At 68.2% G+C, this 6,912-nt stretch carries 7 protein-coding genes; all 7 read left to right on the top strand.

From position 1 onward, the window contains the following. Window positions 1–166 precede the first annotated feature (166 nt). Entirely contained in the window at window positions 167–1,657 is a 1,491-nt protein-coding gene (locus tag ACWELJ_RS32655) for an SCO6880 family protein (RefSeq protein ID WP_452369932.1), read from the top strand. Next, a complete protein-coding gene (locus ACWELJ_RS32650) occupies window positions 1,654–3,420 on the top strand; it encodes a hypothetical protein (protein ID WP_452369931.1) in 1,767 nt (588 codons plus the stop codon). Before ACWELJ_RS32655 ends, ACWELJ_RS32650 begins: the two co-directional genes overlap by 4 nt. Beyond that, entirely contained in the window at window positions 3,417–3,728 is a 312-nt protein-coding gene (locus ACWELJ_RS32645) for a hypothetical protein (protein ID WP_452369930.1), read from the top strand. Before ACWELJ_RS32650 ends, ACWELJ_RS32645 begins: the two co-directional genes overlap by 4 nt. Further along, complete coding sequence (locus ACWELJ_RS32640; protein WP_452369929.1) at window positions 3,725–5,425, top strand: peptidoglycan DD-metalloendopeptidase family protein; 1,701 nt, start codon at window positions 3,725–3,727, stop codon at window positions 5,423–5,425. The genes ACWELJ_RS32645 and ACWELJ_RS32640 overlap by 4 nt, the downstream gene beginning before the upstream one ends. Before the next feature lie 14 nt (window positions 5,426–5,439). Further along, window positions 5,440–5,991: a hypothetical protein gene (locus ACWELJ_RS32635; RefSeq protein WP_452369928.1), complete on the top strand. Its 552-nt coding sequence runs from the start codon at window positions 5,440–5,442 to the stop codon at window positions 5,989–5,991. Beyond that, a complete protein-coding gene (locus ACWELJ_RS32630) occupies window positions 5,988–6,473 on the top strand; it encodes a hypothetical protein (protein WP_452369927.1) in 486 nt (161 codons plus the stop codon). Before ACWELJ_RS32635 ends, ACWELJ_RS32630 begins: the two co-directional genes overlap by 4 nt. Window positions 6,474–6,522: 49 nt before the next feature. Next, on the top strand, window positions 6,523–6,912 hold a 390-nt coding region (locus ACWELJ_RS32625), incomplete at its 3' end, for a hypothetical protein (protein WP_452369926.1).

Raw genomic sequence — 6,912 nt, 5'->3', positions numbered from 1 at the left:
GCGGGGCGGCGGCCAAGGCGGCCGGGCCAGTCGGGGCGGCGGCCGCTGGAGCGGCCAAGGCCGTCGGTGCCGGGATGCGCGCAGCCAATTCCGCGGTCGCCAGCGCCGCCTCACCACCCGAATCCGCACGCCCGACCGGCGTAACTAACCGACAGGCGGTGCCGCAATGACCCCGATCCAGGAAACCGAACGCCGCACCTACGGGCTGTGGACCAGGCCCCGTAACGAGGGCCTGATGGGGTTCGGGTGGGGATTGACGATGGCCGGTTTCGGCGCACTCGTCATCGCCATGCTCACCGTTCTCATCGCCGGGCCGCTCGCGGCCGGGGTGGTGCTGGTTATCGAGCTTCTAGTCATGGCACCGATGGCGCTGCGCCACGAAGGCCGCACCGGATACGAGCGAGGATTCCAAATGCTGCAGTGGTTCCGTACTTACCTGCGCCGCGAGAACATTCACCTCGGCGGCCGATTCTCCCAGCGTGGCAGCGCCGCCCTGCCGGGCCTGCTCGCGCCGTCGAAACTCTATGAGTCCGTCGCCGCCGACGGCTACCCGTTCGGCATGGTGCACATGCCGCACTGGGATCTCTACACCGTCGTCGTGCGCTGCTGGCCGCAGGGCTCTCTGGCCGTCGACCAGCCCATGATCGACGGATGGGTCGGCAGCTGGGGAACGCTGCTGGCCACCCTCGGCGGCACCGCCGACATCGAGGCCATCACCCCTGTCCTGGACACCGTGCCCGAAACCGGAAACCGGCTCGCCGCCGAAGTATGGACACTGACCGTGCCTACAGCCCCGCAGATGGCCAAGGACATGATGGCCGAGCTGGCCATGACGCTGCCCTCGAACTCCGTGCGCCTGGAATCGTGGTGCGCGATCACCTTCCGCGCGACCACCCCGGAGCGTCGCAAGGACCCCACCGAGCAGGCGGTCGAGATCGGTCGCCGCCTCCCGCAGATCGTCGGAGCGTTGACCCAGGCGGGGGTGCGGTCGCGGCCGATGACCGCCGATGAAGTCACCGCGCTGATGCGCCGCGCCTGGGATCCGGCCGCCGAGGCCAACCTCGAGGAGGTCGCCGAGCTCGGCGAATCGCACGGCCTCGACTGGAGCGATGCCGGGCCGATGGCCTACGACGAGCGCCAAGACCGCCTTTACCACGACGGCACGGTGTCGGTGACCTGGGAAATGTCGGGAGCGCCCGATGGCAACGTCCAAGAACAGGTGCTCCGTACGCTCCTCGAACCCAACGTAGATCTTCCGCGCAAGCGCGTCGCGATGGTGTTCCGACCGCACTCGGCCGGGGAAGCCGCCAAGATCGTCGACAACGATTACAAGAACGCGGTCGTCGCAGAGCAGTCCGGCCGCGGCGGGGTCGTCTCGGCAGCTGCGACGTTGCGTACGGGCGCCACGCAGCTGGCCCGCGAGGAACAGGCGCGTGGGCACGGGGTCACGCGGTTCTCCATCCTGATCACGATCACCGAACCAGCGGCGCATTCCGACACTCCGCGGATCGAGGCAATCACCAAAGACATTGCGGCGCAATCACGTCTGCAGATCCGGCGCTGCTACCGCAACCAAGCGGCCACGTTCGCGGCCGGGCTCGGAATCGGCGTTCTGCTGCCTGAAATGGCGTCGATTCCCCGGACGGTGGCCGAATGAGCCCCACCCGCACCCGCGACGCGGCACGCGACCAGCCCGCCGCCCCCGAGCGGGCGAAGTTCGGGCAGAAACTGCTCTCGCCCTCCGAGCGGACTCGCCTCGAGTACAACACTGATTCGGGCAATCCGTTCGTGTCCGCACATGCGCGGTTCTGGCTGGGGGTCGATGATTCCCGCCGCCGCGCGGCCGGAGTACGCGAGGCCGAATCCCGTGACGACGGACCCAAGGTCCAGCTGACCAAGACCGGGGTTGTCGGGGCCGGTGGCGGCCGGTGGCGTTCGATCGCGATTCCGGCCGAATATCGAGGCACCACAGCGCAGGTCGCCGGCCTGTGGCCCTGGTCTGTCGGTGCCGGGGCACCGCTGATCGGCACACCGTTGGGCCGTCACCTGCGCACGGGCGCGCCGGTGTGCTTCGACCCGCTGAACTGGTTCAAACGCGGTGGATTTCTCACCGCGCCCAGTCTGTTCATCCTGGGGCTCAACGGATTCGGCAAGTCCTCACTGGTGCGGCGCATTGTGCTGGGAGGCGTGGCCCAAGGCATCAAACCGCTGATCCTGGCCGACGTCAAACCGGATTACCGCAGCACCATCGAGCGCGTCGGTGGCCAGATCATCGACCTCGGGTACGGGCACGGCAAGCTCAACCCCCTCGACAACGGCACTATGGCCCAGGCCCTGCTGCGGCTCGAGGCTGAGGGCCTGGACCTGGCCGCCGAGACGCTGCGCATCGAATTGCGGGCCCGCACAACCAATCTGGTCGCCGGATTGATCGAGCTGGCGCGCGGCGAGCGGATCAAGGACTACGAGAACACGCTGCTATCGACCGCGCACCGGGTTCTGTTCCGGCCGGTCAGCGAGGGTGGGCGCGGGTTCACCGTGGACGCACCGCCGATCCTCGATGACCTGGCCGCAGTCATCGACGCTGGCGGTGTCGAGCTGCAACTCGACGCGGGCGCGAAGACCGTTGAACAGTATGAGGACGCGATCATCGGATTGCGGCGCAGCCTGCGCGCCCTGACCCAGGGCAACCTGGGCGAGGTGTTCAACGGGCAGACCACCACGCCGCTGGACATGTCGGCGGTCGGGGTGTGCGTCGATGTCTCCCACATCGCCAAGAACGACAAGACCCTCAAAGCCGCGGCCATGCTCGCATCCTGGTCACAGGGCTTCGGCGCCATCGAGGCTCTGAATCTGCTCGCCGAGCTGGGCCTGGAGAAACAGCAGTACTACCAGGTCGTCATGGATGAGCTGTGGCAGGTACTGGGCTTGGGCGAATTCATGATCGAACGTGTCGACGAACTGACCCGACTGCAGCGCGGCATCGCAGTGTCGCTGATCATGGTCAGCCACACCATCAAGGACCTGCTGAATCTCGGTTCCGCTGGCAATCGTGCGGTCGGGTTCTTCGAGCGTTGCCGCGCCAAGATCCTCGGTGCGCTGCCTGCTGACGAGCTGGCTGCCCTCGACGGCTTCGTCCAGTGCACTGAGGCCGAGGCCGCCGACATCCTGAGCTGGTCGGCCCCGCAAGCGCTCACCGGCGAGCCGCCCCGCCGGGGCGCACCGCCTCCGCTGCCCGCTGGTGTCGGGAAGTGGCTGCTCAAGGTTGCCGAGGACCGCTCGCCCGGCATTCCCTTCGCGCTCGAGCTGACTGACGTCGAACGCGAGTCCGGAATCCACGACACCAGTAGCCGATTCGAGAACTTCGGGCGTCGCGACGAGCCCGCCGCCCGCGGCGGCAACGGCGAAAGGCGGGCTTCGTGAACGACATTCGCCGCTACGGGCCCATCGACACCGCTGTACGTGAGGCCGCAGTGAAACAGGGCCTGGACCTGATCACCCAGGGCTGGAAACGCACCGCTGCCGCAAAGGTCATTGCTCCGAAGATCGGGGTTCACTGGAACACCGTCAGCAGCTGGCTGCGATGCGCCCAGGAAAACGCTCCGGGAACATCGGTGCCTGAACTGCAGGAACAGGTGCGTCGGCTGCGTCAGGAACTCGACGCGGCCAACGGCCTGGTCGTCGAGCTCGCGGCCAGCCGGCGCAGCACCGTGCACCGGCGGTTGCCGTGAAGCGTGCAGGGGCGGCGCTGGTCGCGTCCGCCGTCGCGCTCGGATCGGTGATGTTCATCGTGTTGTTCACCCTCGATGACGACACCCCCAAGTGCGGCCCGACCACCGCCTCGCCCGGGACCTCGAACCTGCCGCCCGGCTCCAAATCCATGCCCATGGCCGCAGGCACCTATCAACTGACCTCCGGATTCGGGCCGCGCGGGGACAAATACCACTATGGCCAAGACTTCGGATCGACGGCGGGTCAACCGATTTACGCCGCTGCTGACGGAACGGTCGCCGCGTCGGGCCCGGCGACGGGATTCGGCGATTGGATCGTGATCGATTCCCAGGCCGACGGCAAGCCGTTCTCCACCGTGTACGGGCACATGTTCGAGCAAGACCTCATGGTGCATGCGGGCGATACCGTCCGCGCTGGTCAGCAGATCGCGAAAGTCGGGTACAACGGCGAGGTCGATCCTGCGGGCCCTGGCGGGGCGCACCTGCATTTCGAGGTCTGGCAGGACGGCACCCGCCAAGGCGGCGGTAAGGCCATCGACCCGATGGGCTGGCTGACCGGTGCCAGCGAACCCGGCACAGGGGCCGGTGCGGAGACTCCGACCCCGAGTGCCAGCCCGGCCACCCCGGTTCCGACCACGCCCACCGCTCCCGCCGCGCCGGGCACTTCGACGCCGGGCGGCGCGGACCTGGCGGCCGCCACGGGCGTGCTGCCGCCGCTGCCTGCGTCCAAGGGCTCTGAGGAACACCTGCAGATCGACACCGTCCGGCTGGTGCGCTCCATCGCGAGCGCGTTCCCCGAGATCCAGAGCATCGGCGGGTGGCGCGAATCGGACCCGTACCCGGATCACCCCAGCGGGCGGGCAGCGGATCTGATGATCCCGAACTACAACTCCGGCGACGGGAAGATGTTGGGGGACAAGGTCGCTGACTACGTGCTCGCCCACGCCGAGGACTTCCACGTCGAGTACATCATCTGGCGCCAGACCTACCGCACCCCCGCAGGTGATTCCAAGGTTCTCGAGGATCGCGGCGGAGACACCGCCAACCATATGGACCACGTGCACGTATCCGTGTCCGGCGGCGGCTACCCGGACGGGTCGACCCCGATCACCGGCGCACCCGGTGTCACGGCCAACCCCACATCGCCCGGCGGCGGTTGCGGTGGCCCGAAGGTCGACGCCGGTCTCAACGAGGGCGAGGTGCCCGCGGAATTCGTGCCGTGGCTCAAGCGGGCCGGTTCCATCTGCCCGCAGATCACCGCGCCCATGCTGGCCGCGCAGATCATGGCCGAGAGCGGGTTTCAGCAGCACGGCTACAACGGCGCTGGGGCCTCGGGCTACACGCAGTTCATCGATTCCACCTGGCGCAGCTACGGGTTTCCGGTCGACGACAACGGCAATCCGACCGGCCCGGCCGGGAGCGGTGACCGCAACAAGATCGGGGACGCGGTGATGGCCCAGGGCCACTACATGTGCGACATCGCCCGCGACGTCGACGCCGGGATCGCAAGCGGCAAGGTCAACGCACCGAACGGGCCCGAGGAACTCTATTTCGCGGCCTACAACGCGGGGACCGGGGCGGTGCTCTCCAGCGGCGGATTCCCTACAGGCAGCCCCGATTACGAGACCGAAACCCGCCCGTATTGCCAGAAGATCCTGGCCATGTGGCGCGGCACCTACTCCAAGACCCTCACCTGAAAGGCGGAATCGACATGCGGAAATGGCTGATCGTGCTCGCCGTCCTGGCCACGCTCGCCGTGGCCGGTGGAGCGGCCGCGCTCCTGACCCACCACAGCACATCCGGCCCATCCACCGGCCAGCACGCGCCCGGTGACGCCGATTCCGGCCTGCACGGTCCGCGGCCGGACGGGGTCGACGCCGCCACGGCCGCGCAGTTGGCGCTCACGGCCATGTTCTCCTGGCAACCGGTGTCGGATGCGAGCACCGGCGCGGGTCTGGTCCGGGCCAAGCCGTATCTGACCGGCCAGCTGCTCGACGCAGCGAATGGCACTGTCGCGCCCCAGGTGCGGCCGCTGCCGGAGTGGGCGGCGTGGCGGGAATCCAAGGACGTCATCGAGGCCACGGTCACCAACTTCAAACTCAGCCCGATTGAGGGCGGCGAGTGCGTGGTGACCGCGACCGTCACCCAGAACGTGCGCCACCTCGACAACTCCACCACCCGGTACAAGAAGCTGGACGTCTCGGCGGCCATGCGCAAGACCGATGCCGGGTGGCGCATGGCGAGCTGGAGGTTGCAGTCGTGACCACGCATGGAAGTAGTTCCTGGACGGTGTCATTCAACGCTGGCGCCGCTGAGCACCTCGTGGACTGGCTGGTACGGGAGCTGCCCGCGGCGGCGCTGCGCGCAGTGGGCGAGTCCGAACTCGCCGACCAGATCGCGGCCCTGCCGGCCGTGACAGCCGAGGTGATGCGCGGCGGGCTCCACGTCTATCCGCCGCTGCTGCGGCGGGCATCGCTGATGCTGCCGGGCGACGCGCAGCCCCCGGAACGGTGGCAAACCGATGCGGCCATGTACACCGACATCGGTTCAGCCGCTATGGATGTCGCCCATGACGTCGAGCTCGGCCTGATCGAGAACGGCCACTACGCCGGTTTCTGGGGCCTGCAGGTGGTGTGCAACGCCTACCTGCGCAGCCCTGCCGACACCACAGCCCAGGTGCAGCAGTGCTACCAGCGTCTCGTTGATGCCGCAGTGCTCAACGGGTGGGGCCGCCTCACATCATGACACCGCGAATCGGACTGTCACCCAATCAGATTGAACGGAGGCACACATCGTGACGACCCAGTCAGAAGAAGAGCAGATCATCACCGAGCACGCCGTCCTCGTGCAGTCCTCGGCCCTGGCGCTGATCGCCGCGCGCCGCGCGCTGCAGGCATACCTCGAACGGCAACGCCGAATCGCTGCGCAGCGCGGCCGCAACGCCGCCGCCGGGCCCGCGGAGGACCGTCCGCAGGCCCAGCAGAATCAGGGCACCCCGCAGCGCAGCGCGCGTGAGGAAACGATCGCTCGGTGGGCGGCCGCTGAAGCCAGCCGCGAGCATGCGGCCGAAGTGGCCGACGCGTGGGCCGCACGGATGCGCGCAGAGGGCATCGACCCCGAAGAGGTGCGCACCGCCGCCGAACAGATCCGCGAATCCGCGGCACCGGAAACCACCAGCGAACAG

The sequence above is a fragment of the Nocardia sp. NPDC004582 genome (assembly GCF_053602115.1).
This window is presented reverse-complemented; position numbering and strand designations above follow the sequence as displayed.

Bases quoted from the DNA above. Each gene is read 5' to 3' on its own strand.
- ACWELJ_RS32655 (WP_452369932.1), top strand. From the start codon at position 167: ATGACCCCGATCCAGGAAACCGAACGCCGCACCTACGGGCTGTGGACC.
- ACWELJ_RS32650 (WP_452369931.1), top strand. From the start codon at position 1,654: ATGAGCCCCACCCGCACCCGCGACGCGGCACGCGACCAGCCCGCCGCC.
- ACWELJ_RS32635 (WP_452369928.1), top strand. From the start codon at position 5,440: ATGCGGAAATGGCTGATCGTGCTCGCCGTCCTGGCCACGCTCGCCGTG.